25 protein-coding genes and 1 pseudogene are annotated in these 20,271 nt (G+C 45.4%); 9 read left to right on the top strand and 17 right to left on the bottom strand.

The genetic code is table 11. The features are described from left to right. Positions 1-20: 20 nt before the first annotated feature. Together RIF25_RS04015 and RIF25_RS04010 are read left to right on the top strand one after the other, a co-directional pair. On the top strand, positions 21-944 hold the full coding sequence (locus RIF25_RS04015) for a hypothetical protein (protein ID WP_322877264.1): 924 nt from the start codon (positions 21-23) through the stop codon (positions 942-944). Positions 945-961: 17 nt separating this feature from the next. Next, positions 962-1,324: an XRE family transcriptional regulator gene (locus RIF25_RS04010; protein ID WP_322877263.1), complete on the top strand. Its 363-nt coding sequence runs from the start codon at positions 962-964 to the stop codon at positions 1,322-1,324. On the opposite strand, the gene RIF25_RS04005 is transcribed toward RIF25_RS04010, so the two are convergent. The 4 genes from RIF25_RS04005 to RIF25_RS03990 all read right to left on the bottom strand — a co-directional run bounded on the left by RIF25_RS04005 (position 1,321) and on the right by RIF25_RS03990 (position 5,663). Further along, entirely contained in the window at positions 1,321-2,670 is a 1,350-nt protein-coding gene (locus RIF25_RS04005; protein ID WP_322877262.1) for an NCS2 family permease, read from the bottom strand. The genes RIF25_RS04010 and RIF25_RS04005 overlap by 4 nt on opposite strands. Positions 2,671-2,678: 8 nt before the next feature. Beyond that, complete coding sequence (locus tag RIF25_RS04000) at positions 2,679-4,085, bottom strand: NAD(P)(+) transhydrogenase (Re/Si-specific) subunit beta (RefSeq protein ID WP_322877261.1); 1,407 nt, start codon at positions 4,083-4,085, stop codon at positions 2,679-2,681. 3 nt (positions 4,086-4,088) lie between these two features. Beyond that, entirely contained in the window at positions 4,089-4,376 is a 288-nt protein-coding gene (locus RIF25_RS03995) for an NAD(P) transhydrogenase subunit alpha (protein WP_015126056.1), read from the bottom strand. Between the two features lie 138 nt (positions 4,377-4,514). Next, positions 4,515-5,663 (bottom strand): Re/Si-specific NAD(P)(+) transhydrogenase subunit alpha, encoded by a 1,149-nt coding sequence (locus RIF25_RS03990; protein WP_407682322.1) that lies wholly within the window; start codon positions 5,661-5,663, stop codon positions 4,515-4,517. 449 nt (positions 5,664-6,112) lie between these two features. Between RIF25_RS03990 and RIF25_RS03985 the strand changes: the two genes are divergently transcribed. Then, on the top strand, positions 6,113-6,874 hold the full coding sequence (locus tag RIF25_RS03985) for a hypothetical protein (protein WP_322877259.1): 762 nt from the start codon (positions 6,113-6,115) through the stop codon (positions 6,872-6,874). A gap of 36 nt (positions 6,875-6,910) precedes the next feature. Here RIF25_RS03985 and RIF25_RS03980 read toward each other — a convergent pair whose 3' ends face one another. Both RIF25_RS03980 and RIF25_RS03975 read right to left on the bottom strand, forming a co-directional pair. Then, on the bottom strand, positions 6,911-7,792 hold the full coding sequence (locus tag RIF25_RS03980) for a DMT family transporter (protein ID WP_322877258.1): 882 nt from the start codon (positions 7,790-7,792) through the stop codon (positions 6,911-6,913). Beyond that, positions 7,789-8,310: a MarR family winged helix-turn-helix transcriptional regulator gene (locus tag RIF25_RS03975; protein ID WP_322877257.1), complete on the bottom strand. Its 522-nt coding sequence runs from the start codon at positions 8,308-8,310 to the stop codon at positions 7,789-7,791. Before RIF25_RS03975 ends, RIF25_RS03980 begins: the two co-directional genes overlap by 4 nt. A gap of 302 nt (positions 8,311-8,612) precedes the next feature. Between RIF25_RS03975 and RIF25_RS03970 the strand changes: the two genes are divergently transcribed. From RIF25_RS03970 to RIF25_RS03955, 4 genes are all read left to right on the top strand, one after another. Next, the gene (locus RIF25_RS03970) at positions 8,613-9,752 is read left to right on the top strand and encodes an esterase-like activity of phytase family protein (RefSeq protein WP_322877256.1); all 1,140 of its coding nucleotides are present in this window, start codon (positions 8,613-8,615) and stop codon (positions 9,750-9,752) included. Between the two features lie 62 nt (positions 9,753-9,814). Next, complete coding sequence (sppA, locus tag RIF25_RS03965; protein WP_322877255.1) at positions 9,815-10,660, top strand: signal peptide peptidase SppA; 846 nt, start codon at positions 9,815-9,817, stop codon at positions 10,658-10,660. Between the two features lie 21 nt (positions 10,661-10,681). Further along, entirely contained in the window at positions 10,682-11,098 is a 417-nt protein-coding gene (gene aroH / locus RIF25_RS03960) for a chorismate mutase (RefSeq protein ID WP_322877254.1), read from the top strand. A 44-nt stretch (positions 11,099-11,142) separates the two neighbouring features. Further along, a complete protein-coding gene (locus tag RIF25_RS03955) occupies positions 11,143-11,601 on the top strand; it encodes a CBS domain-containing protein (protein ID WP_322877253.1) in 459 nt (152 codons plus the stop codon). 168 nt (positions 11,602-11,769) lie between these two features. Here the strand turns inward: RIF25_RS03955 and RIF25_RS17125 are convergent, their stop codons facing one another. The 7 genes and pseudogenes from RIF25_RS17125 to RIF25_RS03930 all read right to left on the bottom strand — a co-directional run bounded on the left by RIF25_RS17125 (position 11,770) and on the right by RIF25_RS03930 (position 14,357). Beyond that, complete coding sequence (locus RIF25_RS17125; protein ID WP_407682321.1) at positions 11,770-11,922, bottom strand: type II toxin-antitoxin system HicB family antitoxin; 153 nt, start codon at positions 11,920-11,922, stop codon at positions 11,770-11,772. A 38-nt stretch (positions 11,923-11,960) separates the two neighbouring features. Continuing rightward, a complete protein-coding gene (locus RIF25_RS03950; protein ID WP_322877252.1) occupies positions 11,961-12,293 on the bottom strand; it encodes a type II toxin-antitoxin system PemK/MazF family toxin in 333 nt (110 codons plus the stop codon). After that, the gene (locus RIF25_RS03945) at positions 12,278-12,559 is read right to left on the bottom strand and encodes a hypothetical protein (RefSeq protein ID WP_322877251.1); all 282 of its coding nucleotides are present in this window, start codon (positions 12,557-12,559) and stop codon (positions 12,278-12,280) included. The genes RIF25_RS03950 and RIF25_RS03945 overlap by 16 nt, the downstream gene beginning before the upstream one ends. A gap of 304 nt (positions 12,560-12,863) precedes the next feature. Further along, positions 12,864-13,084 (bottom strand): annotated as a pseudogene (locus RIF25_RS17120) (type II toxin-antitoxin system HicA family toxin). Beyond that, complete coding sequence (locus RIF25_RS03940) at positions 13,081-13,308, bottom strand: type II toxin-antitoxin system HicB family antitoxin (protein ID WP_322877250.1); 228 nt, start codon at positions 13,306-13,308, stop codon at positions 13,081-13,083. The pseudogene RIF25_RS17120 and the gene RIF25_RS03940 overlap by 4 nt, the downstream one beginning before the upstream one ends. Before the next feature lie 460 nt (positions 13,309-13,768). Further along, positions 13,769-14,158 (bottom strand): type II toxin-antitoxin system VapC family toxin, encoded by a 390-nt coding sequence (locus tag RIF25_RS03935; protein WP_322877249.1) that lies wholly within the window; start codon positions 14,156-14,158, stop codon positions 13,769-13,771. Further along, on the bottom strand, positions 14,148-14,357 hold the full coding sequence (locus tag RIF25_RS03930) for a hypothetical protein (RefSeq protein WP_322877248.1): 210 nt from the start codon (positions 14,355-14,357) through the stop codon (positions 14,148-14,150). The genes RIF25_RS03935 and RIF25_RS03930 overlap by 11 nt, the downstream gene beginning before the upstream one ends. A 485-nt stretch (positions 14,358-14,842) precedes the next feature. Between RIF25_RS03930 and RIF25_RS03925 the strand changes: the two genes are divergently transcribed. Next, complete coding sequence (locus RIF25_RS03925) at positions 14,843-16,222, top strand: ParA family protein (RefSeq protein ID WP_322877247.1); 1,380 nt, start codon at positions 14,843-14,845, stop codon at positions 16,220-16,222. Between the two features lie 2 nt (positions 16,223-16,224). After that, on the top strand, positions 16,225-17,169 hold the full coding sequence (locus tag RIF25_RS03920) for an SAP domain-containing protein (protein WP_322877246.1): 945 nt from the start codon (positions 16,225-16,227) through the stop codon (positions 17,167-17,169). Between the two features lie 126 nt (positions 17,170-17,295). Here RIF25_RS03920 and RIF25_RS03915 read toward each other — a convergent pair whose 3' ends face one another. From RIF25_RS03915 to RIF25_RS03900, 4 genes are read right to left on the bottom strand one after another with little or no spacing between them, the layout of a single operon-like run. Next, the gene (locus RIF25_RS03915) at positions 17,296-17,961 is read right to left on the bottom strand and encodes a hypothetical protein (protein ID WP_322877245.1); all 666 of its coding nucleotides are present in this window, start codon (positions 17,959-17,961) and stop codon (positions 17,296-17,298) included. Further along, positions 17,958-18,428 carry a hypothetical protein gene (locus tag RIF25_RS03910; RefSeq protein ID WP_322877244.1) on the bottom strand — a complete coding sequence of 157 codons (471 nt, stop codon included), beginning with the start codon at positions 18,426-18,428 and terminating at the stop codon, positions 17,958-17,960. The genes RIF25_RS03915 and RIF25_RS03910 overlap by 4 nt, the downstream gene beginning before the upstream one ends. Positions 18,429-18,467: 39 nt before the next feature. Continuing rightward, a complete protein-coding gene (locus RIF25_RS03905; RefSeq protein ID WP_322877243.1) occupies positions 18,468-18,890 on the bottom strand; it encodes a fasciclin domain-containing protein in 423 nt (140 codons plus the stop codon). Positions 18,891-18,934: 44 nt separating this feature from the next. Further along, entirely contained in the window at positions 18,935-20,236 is a 1,302-nt protein-coding gene (locus RIF25_RS03900) for a CO2 hydration protein (RefSeq protein ID WP_322877242.1), read from the bottom strand. Positions 20,237-20,271 lie beyond the last annotated feature (35 nt).

Raw genomic sequence — 20,271 nt, 5'->3', positions numbered from 1 at the left:
CCAAATTTAGAGTCACAGTTATGACAAGACTTGACGAAATCACAACTCGGCGACTTGCTCTAATTCGATATCTTTATACTGTTGCTGTATCACAATCTTTGCAGCCAGAACCACTATCAGGAATATCTATTCTCACATTCCATGATGCTGCTGAGTTATTTTTGCAACTTGGAACAGAATTTCTCAATGCAGGAGAAGGAAACAACAATATTAGCTTCATGAAATACTGGGAGTTAATCGACCCTAAATTAGGTGCAGAAAAACTACAACAAAAGGTATCTATGCACCGAATGAACAAAGCAAGAGTTGCGTTTAAGCATCATGGAACTCTACCATCAAGGCATGATATTGAAGCATTTCGTTCAACCGTTAGTAACTTTTTTGAAGATAACACACCATTGATTTTTAGAATCGAGTTTAAAGAAGTTTCATTATTGCAGCTAGTTAATTGTGAAAAGACCAAAAACAATCTCATTGAAGCTCAATCTCATCGTGACTCCGGTAATTTTGATAAAGCACTAAGTGATATTTCTCTAGCTTTTGCTTATTTAATCGATGACTATGAAGCTCGAAAACGTAATTGGTATGGACAGTCACCATTCTTCTTTGGGCAAGACATGAAATCTGCGAGTAGCTCTAAAATGCAACTTAAATCTGGTTCTCCGCATGCAAGCTTTGTAGATAAAACAAATAAATCAATTACAGCAATGCGGTCAGCACTCAAGATACTTAGTTTAGGTCTTGATTATCGTCGATATATCCGCTTCAAACTACTCACTCCATACCTAACATATACAATGTCTGGAGAATACCTACATAGCCAGCTACAACGTACCCATAAACTGACAGATCAAGATGTTCAATATTGTTATGACTTTGTGATTGAAAGTGCCTTGAAATTGCAGGAATTCGATTTCGATGTAGAAAACCAGGGAGCATTATAAATTAAGATACTTAATAGATGGAACTGAGTACGGAAATGACTAATAATCCCCATGTCAGTTCTTTTCTAGATGACTTACTTGAAGAGGATGGACTCCTGGCCGAAGTTAATGCCGTTGTATTAAAGCGGATATTGGCCTGGCAGATTGCCCAAAAAATGCAGAATAAAGGACTCAGGAAGTCCCAAATGGCACGTTCAATGAGTACGAGCAGACCTGCCCTAGAGCGGCTACTTGACCCTAGAAATACATCCATCACACTGAAAACAATGGAGCGGGCGGCCACAATTTTGGGTAAACGTTTGCGAATTGAGTTAGTAGATGATCAAAAATCTAAAACTGAATTATCAGACGGTCGCTCCTTCATAAATCCAACTTCCTAAATAATCCCGGCAATCATCAGGCCAAACCGCAGTGCAAACAACACCGCCAGGCCCCAGAGAATCCCGCTGACTTGTTCGGTTTTACCGGCAACCCATTTCAAGCAAGGATAGAGCATCACTCCCACCGCCAGGCCCTCGGCAATGGAATAGGCTAACGGTATGATCAAAATGGTGGCAAAGGCCGGAATCGCTTCGGTGGGGTCTGACCAGAGAATTGAGCGAACATTACTCATCATTAAGGCACCCACCATAAACAACGCCGGAACGGTGGCAAAAGCGGGAATGGCAGCAAACAAGGGCATAAATAAAAGTGAGAGGATAAATAATAGCGCCACAAATACTGCCGTTAATCCTGTCCGCCCCCCCACAGCCACCCCAGTTGCAGATTCAATATAAGCTGTGACCGTAGAAGTGCCTAAAACTGCCCCGACAGTTGTTCCGACTGCATCGGCCATAAATGCTTCTTTGGCTTTGGGTAATTCCCCTTCTTGATTTAGATACCCGGCCTGGAGTGCCACCCCTGCCAACGTCCCCACTGTATCGAAAAGGTCAATAAACAGAAAGACAAACGTGACCAAAATAAAAGAAGCTACCTGATTCACCTGCAGGCCCTGAAGCCCAACAAAGGCTTGCCCAATTAAATGCCCAGGCCAGTGGGGAATGGCAATTAAGGCTGTCGGCCAAGGGGCAATTCCTGAAAACCAGCCCAACAACGCTGTGATTAAAATTCCCCACAACAGTGAGCCAGGAACTCGCTTCGTGAACAGAGCCGCCGTCATCCCAATCCCAGCCATGGCAATTAAAGGTTCCGGGGTATTGAGGTTGCCCAGGGTCGTTTTGGTGACCGGATCCGCGACAATAATTCCCGCTGTTGCCAGGCCAATGTAGGCAATAAATAAGCCAATCCCGGCCGCAATCGCCTGTTTAAGAGACAAGGGAATGGCCGTGATGATTAAGCTGCGAATTTTCGAGAGGGTGAGGGCAATAAAAATCAACCCTTCCACCAACACCGCCCCCAAGGCCAACCGCCAAGGAATCCCCATCTTGAGGACAACGGTAAAGGCAAAAAACGCATTTAAGCCCATTCCCGGAGCCAGGGCAAAGGGATAATTGGCCAACAGCCCCATCACCAATGTCCCCACCGCTGCCGATAAAGCTGTGGCAATCACCAACTCTGAGGTCAAGTCCTGAGGAGATTCCAGAAAAATGGCATTGGCAAGAATTTGGGGATTAACAATCAAAATATAGGCCATGGTCATAAAGGTGGTTAACCCGGCCACGGCCTCAATTTTGATACTGGTTCTAGCCTGGGATAGGCCAAAAAAGCGTTCTAAAAGACGAATCATGCCGTCAATTATAGTTGCTTCACTTCCGTCACAAGCTGCGTCAGAACCTCTTTGGCTGAACCGAACATCATCATGGTTTTGTCTTTGTAGAACAAGTCATTCTCGATGCCCGCAAAGCCCGCATTCATACTCCGTTTAATCACAATCGTATGGTGGGCCCGATCCACATCTAAAATCGGCATCCCATAGATTGGACTCCCTGGATTGGAGCGGGCCGCCGGATTGACCACATCATTCGCCCCAATCACTAAGGCCACATCCACGTGTTCAAATTCCGGGTTGATGTCGTCCATATCGCGCAACTGGGGGTAGGGGACATTGGCTTCGGCCAGCAACACATTCATATGGCCTGGCATCCGGCCGGCAACGGGGTGAATCGCATATTTGACATCCACACCCAGGCGTTCCAACTGATCGGCCAATTCCTTGACACTATGCTGGGCCTGGGCCACCGCCATCCCATAACCGGGAATAATCACCACAGATTTGGCATAGCCGAGCATCATCGCCCCTTCTTCTGCTTCTAAAGTCCGCACGGGTTGTTGCGTTCCAGCCCCTGAACCTGTAGTAGCACCGACCGCCGGCCCACTGCCAAATCCACTAAACAGGACATTCAGTAACGAGCGGTTCATGGCTTTACACATGATTTGGGTCAGGATTAAGCCCGATGCCCCCACTAAGGCCCCGGCGATGATCAGCATACTGTTACCGACCACGAACCCTGCCGCACTGGCCGCCACCCCCGATAAGGAGTTCAACAGCGAGACAACCACAGGCATATCGGCCCCGCCAATGGGAATCACCATCAAGACCCCGATGACACTGGCCACCGCCGTTAAGCCCCAAAACAAGGGAAGTTGATTCGGATCAACAAAGAGATAGGCACTGCCCGCTAAAAAGGCAATCACTAAAGCAGCATTCACGGCCTGTTGTAATGGAAAGCGCACCGGAGAACCCGGAATCAGGCCTTGTAATTTGGCAAAGGCTACCAAGCTACCCGTGAGGGTAATTCCACCAATCAGCACGCCTAACAAAATGGTGACCAAGGAGCTAGTGGTTAAGGTCTCTCCGGTGGTGACTAATCGCCAAAATTCTCCCATGGCCACCAATGCCGAGGCTGCCCCCCCCAGGCCATTGAGAATCCCGACCATCTGGGGCATATCGGTCATCGCCACCCTATAGGCTAAAACCACCCCAATCGCACTGCCGAGGGCCATCGCGAGCAAAATCATTTCAAAACTAACCACTTGCCGATCAATGAGGGTCACTACCACCGCCACCAGCATCCCGACAGCCGCCAACCGATTGCCATTACGGGCCGTGGCCGGAGAACCTAATTGTTTTAAGCCGATAATAAACAGAGCCGCGGCTGCCAAATAGCTCAGTTCTTGAATACTAATTAACCAATTACCCACGACTTACGCCCCTTTCCGTTTAAACATTTGCAACATCCGATCGGTGACTAAAAAGCCACCCACCACATTCACCGTGGCCAAGACAATAGCGATCAGGCCGAAAATCACACTCAAATCAGTACCACCCGCGCCAGCCATCAATAACGCCCCAATGACCGCAATTCCGGAAATAGCATTGGAACCAGACATCAAGGGCGTATGTAAGGTGGGGGGAACTTTGTTAATGACTTCAAAACCGACAAAACTAGCCAGGACAAGAATTATCAAGCCCACTAAAACAGGATCATTCATAGAGTTCTCCAATAAAAATTATTTGGGTTGAGCAGTGAGAAGTGAGGATTGAGAAGCGAGAAGTGAGTTAACCTCGTGATCTGTTAAAACTCTTGTCTCTTTTCTCTCCCCTGTTTCCTATTCCCTCTCCGCCATCTCCTAAACCGCGACCGTTTCTAATTGGTGTAAGGCTTGTTTGACCCGTTCATTGCGAATTTCGCCGCCGTGGGTGACACAGGCCCCACCAATAATGTCATCACTGAAATCGAGGTTGAGTTCCCCGTCTTTAGTCAGATAGGTGAGCAACGTTGAGATGTTTTTGGCGTACATTTGACTGGCCTGGATTGACAGAGAGGAGGGTAAATTAATCGGCCCAATCACCGTGATCCCATTGCGGACAATTTCCCGGCCCGCTTCTGTCCAGGCACAGTTACCGCCCTGTTCCGCGGCTAAATCCACAACCACTGAACCCGGTTTCATGGCCAAGAGCATTTCTTCTGTCACCAACAGCGGGGCGGTTCGGCCAGGGACTTGGGCGGTTGTAATCACTACATCGGCAGTTTGGACATGGGCGGCAATCGCCTCCTGGGTTTTCTGCTTGGCCGCCACGGAAACTTCTTTGGCATAGCCCCCAGCCGCGACCGTATCTTCTTCGAGGGCAACTTCCACAAACTTGGCCCCGAGGCTTTGGACTTCTTCTTTGACGGCTGGCCGAATATCAAAGGCTTCCACAATGGCCCCTAATCGCCGCGCCGTTGCAATCGCTTGCAGGCCAGCCACTCCCGCCCCAATGATAAAAACCTTAGCCGGGGGAATTGTACCCGCCGCCGTGGTTAACATCGGGAAAAATTTCGGCAAGGCAGCGGCGGCTACTAATACGGCTTGGTATCCGGCCACCCCGGCCTGGGAGGACAGCGCATCCATGACTTGGGCCCGACTACTGCGGGGAATTAACTCCAGGGCAAAGGCGGTAATATTTTTCTCGGCCAAGCGTTGAATATGTTCCGGCTGACTGAGGGGACTCAAGAAACTAATTAAGGTTGAACCCGGCCGCAACCAGTCAATTTCCCGCTCCCGCAATGGTGCCACTTTCAGCAGGACATCCACACCGCCCCAGACCTCCTCCAACTCAGTCTTGATTTCGGCCCCCGCGGCCTGGTAGTCAACATCACTGTAAAACGACAATTCTCCAGCACCGGCTTCCACAAGAACGACATAGCCCTGCTTCACAAGTTTGGCCACTGTATCTGGATTTAAGGCCACCCGCCGTTCTGCGACTTCTCGCTCCTTAACAACCCCAATTTTCATAAGCCTTGGTAAATCAATAATGCTTGTGTCTTCCACGCTACTGCGATCCCCATTGGGCAGTAGGCATTATCAAGATTCAGCATTAAAATTCAACAACTCTTAGCATTTTCGCAATGTGAGTCAGGTCATAAATACCTAGTCAAACTGTTGATCATCGCTGAAGAAAGCTATTTCGTATCACATCACAACTCAATTAAATCAGCAGATTTGTTTAAGGCTGGCAATAAATTTCCAGAGTGCCTGGACTGCTCCTGTTGGGATCTGATTAATTGTTAGTTTCTCAGCACCAGTGGCAGCAGGAAAGAGATGATTTAAGGTTGGGGGGGATTGGAGTTTGCCCAGGCCAGGGATTATGGGACAAGGTCATGGACTGGTCGTTCGCATCAAAAAAGTCAAAATTTTGAAAGGTTTTGTTAGTCTCGATCTAGAACGCAAGGAGACTAGTGGCGATGGCGGTGGAATTGGCAACACTACACAAGCGGGTGGTACGTTTGATGGGCGTTATTGATCGGTTTGGGAGCTACGAAAGTGTTCGGTTACCGTCGCGGCGAAATCCTCCAGGCCGACAAGGGCAATCCAACCGAAGAACCATCCAAAAAGTCTGTGTCCGGCATTTGAGCTTGGCCGATACCCGCCAGGCCGTGACTCCCGATCATTGGTGGTTACCCATGCGGCAGGAGTGGGCAAACTTGGGCTTACAGCCGGGGGACAAGGTGATCTTTACGACCAAAATTCATCGGGCCAAAAAAGGTTATCAGGGGGATGAACTGGGGGTAAAAGGCACTCACAGGCTAGTGCGGGTGGAATATGGCCCCAGTCCGAATGTTAAGGATGTCACCCTCATTTCCCGGTCTAATTTAGTCACCCGCTACCACCAGGCCCAGGCCAGAAACGAAATCTTAACTACGGAGTTGGAAAACTTGCACCGGGAATACCAGGCCAGCCAGGCAACTTTAGAACAATGGCAGACTGACCTGAATCAATTACACCAGGAGTTAAACAAGGCTGGGCAAATTAACCTTCATCTCACGGATGACCTGCAACACCTCCAGCACCAATTAAGTTGGACTTGCCCTCTGAAATATGCCTATGGCCTGGTGGGGATCACCGCAATCGCCGCATTTTCTGGAGGTTTATTCCTAGGGCAATGGACTGTCACTCCACCCTCTACCCTCCACCAGCCCGGCAACAGGATACACCAATCCCCATAGTCCATCTTCGGGGTTATGTCTTTGGGCCATGACGGCCTAATCGGTTCTCAATCGGTTAGCCCAGTAAGAAGAGGCGATGACGAATCCCCCCCCAACCCACTGGCCAAGACTAGGCTGCTCCCCAATCATCACCACTGCACTGGCCACGCCAAAAACCGGAATCAGGGCAATATAAAACGCCGCTTGGCTCACAGGTAAATTTTGCAAGGCCATCAGATAGAGCAGGAACGCTAAAGCATATTGCATAATCCCGGAACCCACGGCCAACAGCCAAAACTGCGGCGAAATATTCCCAGCATTAACTTCATAGGCTGGATTCATGGTTGATAGGAGCGCAAAACAGCCTAGGGTCACAATTAAGCCCACTAGCTGCTGCGAGGAGGTGAGGTGCAAAGGTTCAACTGATGCGATCTGCTTCTTACTCAAGAGAGCATAACAAACGGCAAAGGTTGTGCCCATCAGGATCAGTAAATCACCCAAGAGCGAATTGTTACTAGCCCCTTCAGCGTCCTGCAACATCAACAACAGGACTCCTAAAAAACTAATCCCAGCTAGTAATAACTTCATCCGCGTCAGCTTTTCCCCGAGAAATACGGCGGCAAATAAAATCGTTAGAATAACTTCCGATGAACCAATGAGTGTGGCATTGCTGGCGGTTGTCATTTGAATGCCAAAAATACCCACCATGTAGGCTAAGGCTGGCTCAAATATCCCGGCAAAACCTTGTTTGAGATTACGCCAGGAAAAAGGTAGTTGCCCGTCTCTGAGGTAGCAAGCTGTGGCCAGAAAAGCAACGCTGGCAGACAGTTGAATCACTAAGAGTGTGGTGGGAGGAATTTCCGAGAGGGCAATTTTAGTCAGCGTGACTCCAACACCCCAGAAGCAGGCATAACCGAGCGCAATCAGGATACTGTTCATAAACTCTGCAATTGGCGATATTTTTGTTCAACAGGACATCGATCAGCCGGACACACTTCTTCCTCACAAAGGCGACAAATCTCAAAATTTCTTAACTCGCTGGTTGTCATGGCGGTTAGCATCTTTTCCAGAAGTCCGGTCAGTTGTTGACGTTCATCCTCTGTCAGGGTGTTAACAGCCAACTGCAATTGTTCCCGTCGCGCCTTCAAAATGGCTTGCCGACGTTGCTGCCCCACCTCTGTGAGAAACAGGGCCAAGGTCCGACCATCCACCCCAGCCCGCCGCTCCACCAGATTTGCCGTTGCCAAGCGGTCAATCAGCCTCACGGTTCCTGGATGGGAAAGATTGAGAATTTGTCGTAGGGCATTAATTGAGAGGCCGGGATCAGCCCCCAACGTCACCAGTGCGGCCGCCGTCTCGCCACCATATCCAGCCTGAGATGCAACGCCCGCATTGACGGTATCCATAATACTGAGAGCCAACGCCCCCAAAAGATTCAAGGTTCTTGCCTGATCCATCGCGAGGATAAAAGTCACGACTTTAAATATATATGTATTATACATATTTTCCCAAGCGAGCGAGGGATAATCTCACTCCCCAGGCCAGGTTTTATCGAGTTACGCAGACTGTTCTAAGAAAATAGAAATCTCAAAAGGACTGCCCATAGAGCATTTTCTGACTTGTCCCCATCTCACCCTAAATGAGTAACTCTGTAGCAGGGGCTGATCCCATCCATAACTTTGCCGAAACTCTTTAGGTGGTTCAGTGTCAAAGACGCAGGGGGCATAATTTAAGAAATCAGGTCAGGGGCAAGGCAACGATGATCAACTCAGTCCCACAAATCCGACTCCCTCATTTTCCCAAGCGGTTTTGGGTGATCCTGTTTGGGATTTTTGCCCTGCTTGCAGGTTGCACTTTGCCCCAAGTCCAGGCCCAGACCCGCTTATTTTTACCCCTGGAGATCAAATTTATCGAGGCTTCCCAACTCCCCAACCAGGATTTTAACGATACAAAAGTGGGAGGACTTTCCGGGATCACCTACGATCGCCAAAATAATCACTATTACGCCATCAGTGACGACCGCCAACAGCCCCGTTTCTATACGCTCAAGCTGCAACCTCCCCCTGCCCCGACTCCGGCCGAGATTAGGCAAGTAACATTTTTGCAGGATAAACAGTCGGCCCCCCTCGCGCCCAACACTGCCGACCCGGAAGGGATTGCCCTAACTCCCGAAAAGACGCTGTTGATCAGTAGCGAAGGGGTGAAAGACCAGGCCCCACCCTTTATTGCCGAATTTGGCCTGGATGGCATTAAAAAACTCCAATTTCGGCTTCCCAGTTACTACACAGCCAACCCCGATCCCCAATTACCCCCCCAAGGTGTGCAAAATAATCAGGGCTTTGAATCTTTAACCTTAAATCCCACCGGAGATCGCCTCTTTGTGGCCACGGAAACTGGCTTGAAACAGGACTTAGACCCAGAGAATCAGCTAATTTCAGCCGCCCGGATTTTGCATTACCTGCGGGGAGATGTCCAACCTATCCTGATTGCTGAACACGCCTATCTCCTTGATCCAGCCCCAAAAAACGTTGCCGCCAATGGCCTGGTGGAGTTGTTAGCTTTAGATAATGGGGGGCATTTTTTGAGCTTGGAGCGCACCTTTAGTCTGACTCAAGGCTTTGGGGTCAAGTTGTTTCAAGTTTCCCTCGGGGGCGCAGCGGATATTTCTACCTTGAGGAACCTACCCCCAGGCCTGGCGGGAATTAAACCCGTTCGCAAAGCCCTGCTGTTAGATTTAGGAACCTTGGGGATCACTTTGGATAATTTGGAGGGTATGACCTTGGGGCCCCAGTTAGTCGATGGAACTTCTAGCCTTGTGATCATTGGCGATAATGACTTTCAAGCCAAGCGGACGACCCAAATTCTCTGGTTTAGCCTCACAGGCCTGGGACAAAGCTAATCAGAGGCGGCTAATATGGGGGAAAGTTAAACGCCGGATTTCATTGAGTACCTGCAAAATCTATGCCTTGGCCCTTTTCTCAACCTGTTAAAAAACAAATTGCCCGAATTGAAGTTTGTGGGGCGATTATGGGGGCAACCCGCAAGCGTGTCTTAAAAGCCTTAAAAACCGTGGAAGAGCGGGGATTTCCAGCCCTGTTGTTACGCATTGACAGCCCAGGGGGAACGGTTGGGGATTCCCAAGAAATTTATGCCGCGCTCAAACGCTTGCGATCAAAAATGAAGATTGTTGCTAGTTTTGGCAATATCTCGGCTTCCGGTGGGGTTTATATCGGGATGGGAGCCGAACATATTATGGCCAACCCCGGCACCATTACCGGCAGTATTGGGGTGATTCTCCGGGGCAATAACCTGGAGCGGCTGCTGGATAAAATTGGTGTCTCCTTCAAGGTGATTAAATCCGGGCCCTACAAGGATATTTTGGCCTTTGATCGGGAACTGACGGACGAGGAAAAAAATATTCTCCAAGATTTGATTGATACCAGTTATGGGCAATTTGTCCAAACGGTGGCGGAGGGGCGTAATCTCAGTGAAGAAACTGTGCGAACCTTTGCCGATGGGCGGGTCTTTACGGGACAGCAGGCCTTGGGTTTAGGGTTGGTGGATCGCTTGGGGACGGAAGAAGATGCCAGGCGGTGGACAGCGGAATTAGCGGGCCTGGATGTGGAGAAAACTAAGCTAGTCCCAATTGAAGAACCCAAGTCGTTGATGAGTCGTTTATTGCCCAGTCGAGGGGAATCACGGTTCCAGAATCAGGCTCTAGTTTCACGGGTACTGGGCCTGGGTCAAGACTGGATGGAATTTGAACTGGCAACCAGTGGCCTCCCCCTCTGGCTTTATCGTCCTTGAGCTTGATAGAGTAAGTAAATCATGGAGGATGTCAGTGTGGTATGGCGAGTCCGAGCAATTCGTGGGGCAACGACAGCCGCTAATAATACGATTCCGGCAATTCGGGAAGCGGTGCAGGAGCTATTAGACGAAATTGAAGCCCATAACCAGTTGGACTTGACGGAAGTGATCAGTGTGACGTTTTCTGTAACACGGGATTTGGATCGGATTTTTCCGGCGGCGGTGGCCCGAGAACGCCCCAAGTGGCAAACCATTCCCTTGTTGGATGTTCAGCAAATGTATGTCGAAGGGGGTCTAGAGCGGTGTATTCGGTGCTTGATTTATTTCAATACCCCCCAACCCCAGGCCCTGATCCAACATATTTATCTCCGCCAGGCCCGTGATTTACGCCCGGATTTAGCCCTGACTGCTTCTTATCTACAGGCTAGCCATCATTAATTTTTTCCATTGTTTAATTCTCTATCCCCCTCATAATCATTCCTATGACTACTGCTGTTGTTCAAGATTACATGACTACCAACCCTCACACCGTTAGCCCGACGGACTCGATTGAAACGGCGATTAAGCTCATGGAGGAAAAGCAGGTGCGGGGATTGCCAGTGGTGGATGAGGGCGGGAAGTTAGTTGGCTTGATTACGGAAGCAGATTTAATTGTCCGAGAAGCCCCTTTAGAGCCGCCAGTGTATTTAACCCTATTGGGGAGTGTGATTTATTTTGAATCCCCGGAAAAGTTCCATCATCACCTGAAAAAAACTCTGGGGATGCAGGTTCAAGATGCCATGACCACTAATCCAATTACAACCACCCCAACCACACCTATTTCTGAAGTTGCCCAGGCCATTGTCCATCACCACATCAGCCGATTGCCTGTTTTAGATGAAACCGGGGGCCTGGTGGGAATTATTACCCGTCATGATTTGATGCAAGCCTTAAAACTCTAGGTTCTGTTTAGATTGAATGAGAAAATAATAATTGAATAAATATTCTGTTCATTATGTTCTTAGACGACCACTTAGAGCGAAATACTCGATTTTCTACAACAAATTTTTTATGGGCAGCGGGATTGATTTTACAGGCCAGGATAACTTCAATACCTTCCTTCTCCAGGCCTAAGTCAATGGTGTCATAATGTTTTCAAGAGCTTCTTCGCGAGTTTTACCTTGACTGATACACCGAGGGAGACTAGGAACTTCGACAATAAAGTAACCATCTTCATCTTGGGATAGAAGAACTTGGCGAGGACAGGCCTGGGGTTTGGTAATGACTATGACTGAGTAATCTCCTATTTCTTGATCTATGCCTAACGCTGTAGAATGATGATTAACTTTTCGACTATTTCCTGAACTTTATTAGACTTCAATTTACCAATTTTATAACCAATGATCTGTTCATTAGCCGTGAAAATACGATTTGATTTTGCGTAACTAACCCGATTAAGGCTACCTGTTTCAAAATCACTATCATTGATTGGAGTTATGTAGTCATAAAGTGCAGCTCGGCTGGTAATAACGCAGAGAATCAAATCATTTTGGTCTAATTCAGCCATAACTAAGGCGGGTCGTCGTTTGGCATTTGTTAAGTCAGAAAATGGGAAAGGAACAACAACCACATCACCTTTTATAAATGTTGCCACGCTTGATCCTCTTCAGGGGTTAACCAATCTTCGGCTAGACTAGGCTCGCTTAAACGTGTTATCTCTAAATCTTCGTCAGACATTGCTTTGATTTTGAGTTCTGCTATTGTCGGTGAGTTTTGATGATGACGAGCTTTAATAAATAAAAGAAAGTCGAGAACTTCTTGTAAAAGGTTAGCGGGCAGGGTTTCAATTTGTTGGATTACTTCTTGCTGTAGTTGTATTACTGCTGAAGCATTTTGAGGGCTTGTTTCTTGGGTTTGCATGAATGATACCTTTTGAAATAAGAATTATCGGAGTAAAGCAATCCACTAGCCTATATCAGCAAAGATAGTTTTCATTCCTCAACTTTTGGTGAACTATAGAGATAGTGATCATGATTAATAGATAAATCAGTTGGTAACTTTTGCCATTCTTCAATCGGGACTTGGGCTTGAATTTGAGTGACTAAATCGAGTAAGGATGATATGTTTAGTTCGGTTGACTCAGATGATTGTAGTATCTCTTTAGTGTTCATGAATGTATCCTCTTGATTTTAAATGTACTTGGTGAAAAAATTGCCACGATGCTTTATAACAAATTCGTAAATTGTTCAACGGTTAATCCAGCTTGATTGATAATTGTGCGTAAAGTTCCCCTAGCAATTTCTTTATGGTTAGGAATTGTAACTTGGTTTTTGGGATTGTCTCGTACTAGAGTAATGTGACTCCCTTTTGGCGATGTATAGCAAATCCAACTTTTTCTAATGCTCGAATACATTCTTTACCGGAGACAACGGGTAACTTAATCATACGGTAATGACTTCGGTTGTATCTTCAGGAATTGGCTCACCACGTTCTTCTAAGACTTCAAGGTGTAATTCAATCGCTTCTTTAATATTTTCTAGGGCTTCTTCGCGAGTTTTGCCTTGACTGATACATCCAGGGAGGCTGGGGACTTCGACAATAAAGTAACCATCTTCATCTTGGGATAAAAGAACTTGGCGAGAACGGGGCTGGGAGTTGGTAATGACCATAATTTAATAATCTCCTATTTCTTGTTCTATGCTACCTAGTTTGATTAACGGCTGTTTTGAAGTTCGGCAAAATACCAACGAGATATATCTCCTGAAGCGTTTCGTGTGGCATCTTTTATATGTTTGGCAGCAATCTTTAGTATTTCTGAACTTTCTGAGGAGCTACGAGTGGCATCTTCAATATGTTTAGCAATAATCCCCAGGCCCCGTCCCAACCTTTCTAAACATTCTTAAAGAAAAATTAATTTTGTTGAATTTTTATCAATAGTCCGTAGAAAACTCTCCAGGCCAAGAGAAGGGTCGCTAGAATAATATTTTTTAGTGTAAATCTAAGCCCCGCTCTCCATTATTTTAGCCTTCACATTTTTAACAAACTCAACCCAGGCCACGCCCAAGCACTCTTTAAACATTGCTACATGATGGGGTATAACCTGGAAAAGGACCATCTTAAGAGGAAAATTTACCAACGCTCCAGGCATAAATTATCAATGTAAGTAAAGTCTGAATCATCAGATATTAATACCCAATTTTGACTAAAGCATTGAGCCGCAATCCAAATATCGTTTGTTGGAATAGGTCTTCCTTTATTTTTAAGATATAGTTTTATTTCTGCATAAACTAAAGCATCATTTTGAATAAGAGGCTTAACCGTACAGGAATTAATAAAATCTAAGAACTTTGGATAGTTCTGGGCAGAACGAAAGGAATTAAGCGCACCATAAAGCAATTCGCCAACAACAACGGTCGGTAAAAATACTTCCGATAGATTACTCAATTTTTCTATCAGAGACGAGTCGCCATTAAGATAACGAATAGCAACTGAGGTATCAAGCGCAATTTCACCACTCACTAGGATCAACCTGACGGCAATCAGATTTTATAATTTTTAGCATTTCCTGGGCTTCAGAGTCACTGAGAATTCCTGCAAATTCTGCCAAGGATTTTTTTGGGGATTTCAATTTTAATTGGTGAATGAAGTCTAAAACGATCTGAATTTGCTCATCGGACGTAGCTTCAATTTCTTGGAGGAGTTGCTCTCGTTGAGTCATAACAATACCCTTGCAAAATTGCTTAAGCCTCATTAACAGTCTAATCATCCCAGGCCAGGCCTTGATCCATTTCCAAAATCCCCATCACCCAGGCCCCGTCCCAACCTTTCTAAACATTCTTGAATAAAAATTAATTTTGTTGAATTTATATCAAAAGTCTGTAGAAAACTCCCTACGACAAAAGAAGGGTAGCTATAATAATATTTTTTTACTGCAAGTGTATGGTCTTATCGCCCAAAAAGCTTACCCCAAGGGTGACAACGGAAATTGCCAGGTTAGCTGGAGTTCTCAAATGAAAACAAACAGCATAAGAACAATGAATTAGATAAGGTTATTGCCCTATTCATTGAAAAAAAATTAATACAATTCCGTTGAAATGTTTATTTTTGTATCTTTTTGTTAATCTTTGATATTTGTTGAATGACCGACCAAAACACTACTACAATGGCAATAAAATAATTTGTGTCTTGCAAATGAATTATTCCATGCTCAACTCCGAGTCACTTCAAAAACTAAAAGCTCAACTTGATCATCGGCCCAGTGAAAAACAAAGTGGTGATGAAAGTCAGGTTGTTACTCCAATTATTGAAAGACTACTAGAAACAGTTGGATTTAGTCATCTTGATAGAATCACACAGTTTAAATGTAATGATCATCCTTCACTAAAAACTGATATTGCTTGTAGGTTGGTTGATGAAAATGGAAATTCATTTTTTAATAATCAAAAAAATCCACAAATAATCTGTGAGATAAAGTGTACAAACTACCAATTAAGTAATTTTCACAAGCAGTATTGGGAAGTTCATAAGCAACTAAAGTCCCAGCTATTGGGTAATTACTGTAAAAATACTCCTATTGGGGTGATTTCAAATGGATGGGAGATACAACTATTCAGGCACGACCATAAAATCACTCATCCGCTAACACCTCTAATTGAACTAAATTCAGAGACAGCAGAGAAAGTAGCTGAAAAGTTTCTTCAATCTATAAAAGCACCAAAGCGCGGTTCAATTATTGGGGTTTATAACAATAAGGGTGGCATTGGTAAAACAACAACAGTTTCAAATGTTGGTATTGTGTTAGCACAAAATAAGCGTAAAGTTTTATTGGTTGATTTTGATCCTAATCAAGGAGGCTTAACAAAATTACTTAAACTTTCAACCAATCAAGGTAATGTCTGGAACTATTTAAAGGGCATCACTCCCCTAGATTCAATCATTCAATCATACAGCGCAGGCTCAGGAGGTAATAAAGTTAAGTTAGATGTGATAACTGCTGATTCTCGATTTTTATATGATAGTGAGACCGACATTGAGCAACAAATTCGACCTGAGTTTTTAAGAAATAAACTTCTGGAAGCAGCAAAAAACTATGACTATATTTTGGTTGATATGCCTCCAAACTGGCGATGGTTTGCGCAAGTGGGATTATTATCACTAGATGCTCTCCTCGTACCTGCTCATCATAATGATTGGGAATCAATACAAAATTTAGAGTCAGTTATTACATTGTTTCTTCCACAGGTTGGACAAATGAGGAAAATGTACCTAGATGAAGGAATGCCAGCACTTCTACCTCTTGTACTCAATCGCTATAATGCAACCCCTGCTCAGTCAAAGAATTTTAGATCCCTCTTAGATAAAATCATCTCCTCTAATCCAGAATATAAACAGATTTTTAATAACTTCTTTTACGTTGAAAATCATGGTTTTTTGTCTCAAAATAAACGTATCTTAGAGCTTGGCTATCATGTCGAGATTGCTAATGCAGCTATGCAAGATAACGGAGTACCGGGCCCAATTCGGTATCGAAAAGCTAGAGATGTTTATCAGAGCCTAATTCGAGAAGTCATCACGGAGTTGTAGATATGGCAAGTTTTAGTGATACTGGGCATTTAATTCAAGTTCCAATAGAAAGTGTTGAAGTGCCGGAAAATTCAGTACTGACCGTACCAGCATTCCAAATATTTCCTCTTTCAGAAAAGCTACAAACTCCAGGTTTAAGAAATTGGCTACCTGTCATTGTTAAGGAAGCGTCACCACGAGTTTATTCAGTAGTTGCCAATAGTCATATTTTTTATGCGATGCAGCAAGCTGGACAAAATTATTTATGGGTTGTTGTGATTCCTAACGAGCAAGATGTTGAAAGCCAAGTTGTATATCTAAGTGGACAGAACTTAAAAACAAATTTATGTACTGCCAATAAAGAAGCGATTATTGAAACATTACGACATCTTCAAAGTACTCCTAGTAATAAAATACCTACTTTGGACATCAATCTTTTAACTGAGCGGATACTGAATGCTCCTAGTCGAAAAACCTGGAAATCCCTAAAACCTCTGACAAATCTTGGAGTTACTGGTCTAACTGCTGCGAAATTAAAGATTTTTGAACAAGTCTTTGAGGCAATTCCCGAACCTTTTGAAATTACACCCGTGCCGATTAACACTGCCTCACACAAAGATATATTAGATAATTTGTCTCTGACTGACTCGATTCCTGAAATCAATCTCTCCAGAGTTAATCTGAAAAAGTTAGCTCAACAGATTGCATCTAATCCTGAACGCATTTTTTGGAGTGACTTCACGCCTTTAAAAGAATTAGGCTGTAACGTAACTACAGCTAAGTTGAAGGGCCTGAATAAGATTTTTACTTTTACTCCTGAGGAGCCATCAGACCCTTATAAACTTGCCTATTTTTTGAAGCAAAGAAGTATCTCTGAACTTAAAAAAGAAGCAAAGAAACGTGGAATTGAGTTTTCTGGAAAAATCTCAAAAAATGAACTAATTGAATTGTTCCTAGATGATAAGTAACTAATTGTTTATCCTCATCATGAAGTAAAGTCATGAAAAATGGATAAGATTAATTCAAAGTAATTGATATTAGCTACAACCGCGCAGTTGCCAGGCCTATGAGCATTACCCGATCAATCACATAAATCACCCCATAACCCATTCATCGGGAAGGTTTTCGACTGCCTCAACTAAAAAGTCACCATAAACCCAAATCCGAGCCTCGTTATAAAGAGCACTGAGAGCTGGTTTTGAAGCACCTATTTTGTCCCAAGGTTGCAGATCAGAATCTAATTCACAAAAGCCTACCGATGAATGTCCCTCTTGTCGTAATTCTTCAGTTTTAACCAATACCGCAGCCAGAATCGCCAAATCATAGGGTTTCAAGAAAATATCCATAGCCCCAATCGAAATTTGACGCTCGAGCATGGGCTGTGAAAGTGGAAAAACAGTCAGGCCTGGATGTGCTGCTAAAGTATCCAAACGCTCTGAAACCTTTGTCAGTTCACTGGTCACTAATCCATCAAATTTATCAAATACCCGAAATGCAGCCTTTTCATCTTCAAGATTGATCCGCCCTTCATCCCTGGCCCAAATAACAAACTTTCGCAAATCTTCTGTTTGAGCACGAGGAGCAAATTTTCGCGGTACAGTTTCGCGAGCTTCCATCAAACATATCGCGGGTACAAATAGCTGAAATTCTCCTTCATCGGCGCGTTGCAACAACTTTAGGGCTTGTGAACTTTGCAAATGCGCTGGGGCCGTGACATCGACTACCCAGTTTGTTTCAACTAAAACCGCTTGCGGAATCAACTGACAACCCTAACCTCTCTCAGGCGAGCAGCCCTAATATCCCCAAACCTGAGCCGATTGATAATGTGTCCTTCCAAAAGTGTTCTTAAGTCCTTGGGCAACATTTGCAAGCTAGACGGTTGTTTTAAATGCTCAAGCCATTGCTGCACCCGTAACTCAAACTCCATAGCGCGCTCCTGCTGCCATTGCTCACCTACAGAGGGTAATAAAAATTCAGGCAACTTAGCCTTACCGACTAGATAGATCGACTCACCGTGGGACTTTTCAAAAGAATCTCGAAGTATAAAAATGAAATTGCCAGTTACGAGCAAGCCATTTGAACAGCCAAAAGAGGCCATAACCGACTTCAGTTGCTCCAGTGCATCAACATCTTGCAGGTGATTACCATTAGTAAGCTTCACCTTAACAACAATTAAATATTCCCCGTCAGGGCTGACTACGATAATGTCTGGATGTGCTGTGTTCATAGCCGCATTTTAGCATTGTCGAAAAACAGCCTCCTAAAACTACAGTCTCCCAATCGCAATCCCCATCAGCATGACCCGATCAATCACATGAATCACCCCGTTATCCGCTTCCACATCCGGCATAATCACCGTGGCATTTTTGGCTTCAAACTTACCGTTACTAGCATTAATTGGAATCACCGAGCCTTCCACTGAAGTCAACTTATCCACCCCAACTAAATCCGCTTTTTTCCAAATTCCTGACACCACATGAAACTTGAGAATCCGGGCGAGTTGGGGGGGATTTTGCACCAAGGTTTGAATTGTCCCACCAGGTAACTGAGCAAAGGCTGTATCCACCGGGGCAAACACCGTAAACGGGCCTGGGCTGTTAAGGACATCGACTAAATCCGCAACCTTCACCGCCGTCACCAGGGTTTGAAAATTCTCATTCCCGACTGCAATTTCTACAATCGTAGCCATCTGACATTCCTCTTGGATAAATGTGATCACAAATTCGATGGAGTTTAGCGATACTCTTGGAACTGGACATTCCGCAACCGGGCTTCCGGGCGTTTGAACCGATCCATTTGGGCTTCAAAGAAGATCCGGTTTGCCATTAAATGCTCAGGGTCTGGATCATCAAGGGGATAAAGTAATGCCGTCCGCAGGGCCTGGATCACCGCTGAAGTGACGTTATACATGGAACGCTGAAACGTAATTCCCAACTGAATCAACATATCGTCTTCACCCCGGCAATATTGTTGGTAATAGTCCAATAAGTAGGGCGGTAAAAAGTGAAGCATATCCTGCATTAACAGCGTTGGCGGAATCCCAGCCGAACCCACCGGAAACACATCCGCATAGAGAATCCCATAGTGAAAGTCTTTTTGCTCCGAAGGAACTTGGTAGGCCTGGGCATTGTAGGATTTGGTTCCCCGAAACGGAGAGGTGCGATAAAACACCGCTTCCACATAGGGCAATGCCGCCTCATAAAGCCAGGTAAAGCCTTTCGACTTAGAAATAATTTCGTAGCACTCGCCATCAATATAAACGTGGTGATAAATCGGCCGCCCGGCAATAGCAAAAATTCCATTGACTAGAAAATTCATCGCATCGGGAACGCCCTTAAAGCCGCCTTCATCGTAAATATCCGACATTTCAAAAAAGACCGGGGCCATGATTTCCCAGAACTGGCCCAAGTTAGCGTAGTAGGAGAGTTGCCGCACTTGCTCATAGAACATATCCGGGAAGAGTTTATACAAGCCCAACATCAACGGATTGCCTTTGAAGTAAGCCCGAATTGCCCGATCCGCATTGGCTTTGTATTCATCCGTATCGAGATAGGGGTCAAACTGGCCACCCATACCCCGATGCCATAACATGGCCCGCATACATTCTTCAGCAAATTCCATGTTGATCCGGTCATGCCAGAGGTGATGGAAAATTTTCGGCAGGTTCTGTTTCATTTCCCCCCTGACCATAAATTCCAAGAGTTCCGGATGGGCTGTGGCTTCCCCCCGCCAGATGCGTAAATCGGCCGTATCTCCAGCATAGTGATTGTGTAAATCCAGATATTCCTGGGGCAAGAAATACTTAAAGGCCGGCAAGGGGTTCAAAAATACCCGCTCGGCAATGTAGAGCAAATCCCGCCAGTAGAAATCCATCGGCACGGCATAGGCTTTATAAATCCCAATGATCTGCATCAGGTTTTCCGGTGTGTCAGGCAACATTGAGCCACCGGCCTCTAAGCGATGGATCACCTCGGCAAATTCATGGGTGGAGGGAGGAATTTTGGTGTTGGGTGGATTTAAGGTTGCGGTTGTCATGGTCTTGTTCTCACATGCAAGGATTTACTGAAGCA

Origin of the sequence: Pseudocalidococcus azoricus BACA0444, assembly GCF_031729055.1 — a bacterium.
Taxonomy (GTDB): domain Bacteria; phylum Cyanobacteriota; class Cyanobacteriia; order Thermosynechococcales; family Thermosynechococcaceae; genus Pseudocalidococcus; species Pseudocalidococcus azoricus.
This window is presented reverse-complemented; position numbering and strand designations above follow the sequence as displayed.